Origin of the sequence: Rhizobium sp. CF122 (genome assembly GCF_000282035.1) — a bacterium.
In the GTDB taxonomy this organism is placed as follows: Bacteria; Pseudomonadota; Alphaproteobacteria; order Rhizobiales; family Rhizobiaceae; genus Rhizobium.
The window spans coordinates 1-2,547 of sequence record NZ_AKKA01000005.1 but is presented as its reverse complement, the minus strand read 5'-3'; the positions used below and the strand labels follow the sequence as shown (position 1 = coordinate 2,547).

Here is a 2,547-nt window from a genome sequence, read left to right as displayed (position 1 = left end):
GCCGTCCGCCGCCAATCGCCGGATGCTGCTTGAGGCCGAAGAGTTCCTGCACACGAATGGTCAGGGTCGGTTCTTCGCCGTCATATTGGATCGGATGCCGCTGGCCCGTCGGCGCTTCGAAATGCGTCGGCGCGAGGCGCGAAAGATCCCGCTGCAGTTCGTGCGGTATCAGCGCCATCAACCCAGTCGAAAGGCTCGATGGGGAAATGTCGGAAATCCCTCGAGCATCCATCTGATAGGGAACGAACCACTCGTCGAGCCGCGCAAGCAATGCTTCGTCGCTGAGATCAGGCCACGGATCACCGATGCTGCGGTGAAGAAAGCCGATGCGTTCGCGAAGCTGCATGGCCTCTTTGGAAAAGGGAAGCTGTTCCAACCCCAGCTCGCGCACGCCTTCTGCCAGCGCACGGCTGACGGCTTCGCCGGTAGGGCGGGGCAGCGGCGTCTCGTCGAAGACGATCGCGCCGAGCCGTGTCGCCCGTCTGGCTCTGACCTGCCGGCTTTGCCGGTCGAAGAAGGTCTGGTCATCGATCGAAATGGCATCGGGCAACTCTTCCTCGAAGTCAGCGCGCAAGACCTCTGCTGCCGCCAAGATGCGCCCCTGCGCCGCGCGGCCTGTCAGATCGGCGATGACGAGCATCTGGCTGCCGGCAAGTCGTTCGGTCTCCGGCAGTTCCGCGCCGCGTCCGTTCGCCATCAGGAACCGGCCTCTGCCACCGCGCTGCAGCGCGACGCGGTCAGGAAAGGCGTGCAGCAGCAGCCTTCCCGTCTGGCTGGGATCCGTTGCCTTGGCGACATCGAGACCCTTGGCCAGTCGAGCCGCCAATTGGCGCGCGCCTTCGGCGCGATCGCCGCGCTCCGACCGGAAGCGTCGCATCCGCTCTTCGAGGTCTATACTAGGGCCGCCGAGGCCTTGTTCGGTCAGCAGCACGGCAAGCGCCGCCGCATCCCTCGCATGCCCGATCTCGCCGGCAGAGATCACCATAGCGGCCAGACGCGGTGGCAACGCAAGGTCGCGCATCATCTTTCCGCGCGCAGTCAGTCCTCCGTCCTCGCCGAGTGCACCGAGCTGTCGCAACAGCGCGCGCGCTTCCGAAAGCGTCGTCTCCGGCGGCTGGTCGACAAAGGACAGCGACCGGGTATCCTGAACGCCCCAGTGGGCAAGGTCGAGAACCAAGCCGGAGAGATCGCTGGAGAGAATCTGCGGTGGCGTGAATGCCGGCAATGCGGCCGTCTGCCCCTGATGCCACAGACGGACAGCGATACCGGGCTCGGTACGCCCCGCACGCCCGGCGCGTTGGTCGGCTGAGGCGCGTGAAACGCGGACCGTTTCCAGCCGCGTGATACCGGTTGATGCCTCGAACACCGGAAGCCGCTGCAGGCCGCTATCGATCACGATCCGCACGCCGTCGATGGTGATCGACGTCTCGGCGATCGACGTGGCGAGCACGACCTTGCGCGTCCCGGGCTCGGCCGGTCGGATTGCCGCATCCTGTTCTTTCAGTGTCAGGTTGCCGTAGAGTGGTGCGATCAGTGTCTGCATCCCGAAGCGTCCTTCGAGCCGCGCGGCCGTCCGGGCGATCTCCGCCTGGCCGGGCAGAAAGGCGAGGATTGATCCGCTCTCGCTGGCGTGGGCGTCAATGATCGCGCGTGCCATTGCATCTTCTATGCGTTCGCCGCCCGGACGATCCTGATGGCGGATGTCGATCGGATAGCTTCGTCCCATGCTTTCGATCAGAGGCGGCTGATCGAGAAGCGCTGCGATGCGGGCAACATCAAGGGTTGCCGACATCACGAGCACGCGCAGGTCATCGCGTAAGGCGGATTGCACGTCGAGCGCCAGCGCCAGGCCGAAGTCGGCGTCCAGGGAGCGCTCGTGGAACTCGTCGAAAATGACGGTCGAGACGCCAACGAGCTCAGGATCGTCGAGGATCATGCGGGCGAACACGCCCTCGGTGACAACCTCTATCCGAGTTCTGGCGGATATTCTGGTGTCGAGGCGCATGCGATAGCCGACGGTCTCCCCGACGGTCTCGCCGAGCAGCGATGCCATGCGGCTTGCTGCTGCGCGTGCTGCGAGGCGCCGCGGCTCCAGGAGCACGATCTTCCCGTCGCCGCGCCATTCCTGGTTTAACAGGTAGAGCGGTACGAGTGTCGTCTTGCCGGCACCCGGTGGTGCCGAAAGCACTGCGCGGCCCCGCGTGCCGAGTGCTGCTCCAATGGCGGGAAGAACATGCGAAACCGGAAGGTCCGGCAGGGAGGTCGTGCGGTTCACGTGCGCGTCGTTGTCTCATAGGTGGGATGGTACAGTTGCTCATCGTTCAGGATAAGCATCTCGTCAGCCCCAGGGATATCTGAACGTGAAACTACCCGCACAGCCTCGTTACGTGCAAGTCATGCGGCCTTCTGGGCGCAGCGAGCTCAAGAATAGCGCAACTATACAGCCAGAGGTAGAACCTCGAGCCGTCGACACAGGCAGGAGTCGCTGCCATTGGTCGTGAAGCCAGCCAAAAACACTCCTTCAAAAAATCCGTCAATCGAATCAAT

General features: G+C 64.0%; 1 protein-coding gene. It reads right to left on the bottom strand.

Annotated features, from left to right (window positions below; genetic code table 11):
• Nucleotides 1-2,275, bottom strand: a 2,275-nt coding sequence (gene hrpB, locus PMI09_RS00055; protein WP_007787712.1) for an ATP-dependent helicase HrpB, incomplete at its 3' end; no start/stop codon positions are given.
• Nucleotides 2,276-2,547: the final 272 nt, after the last annotated feature.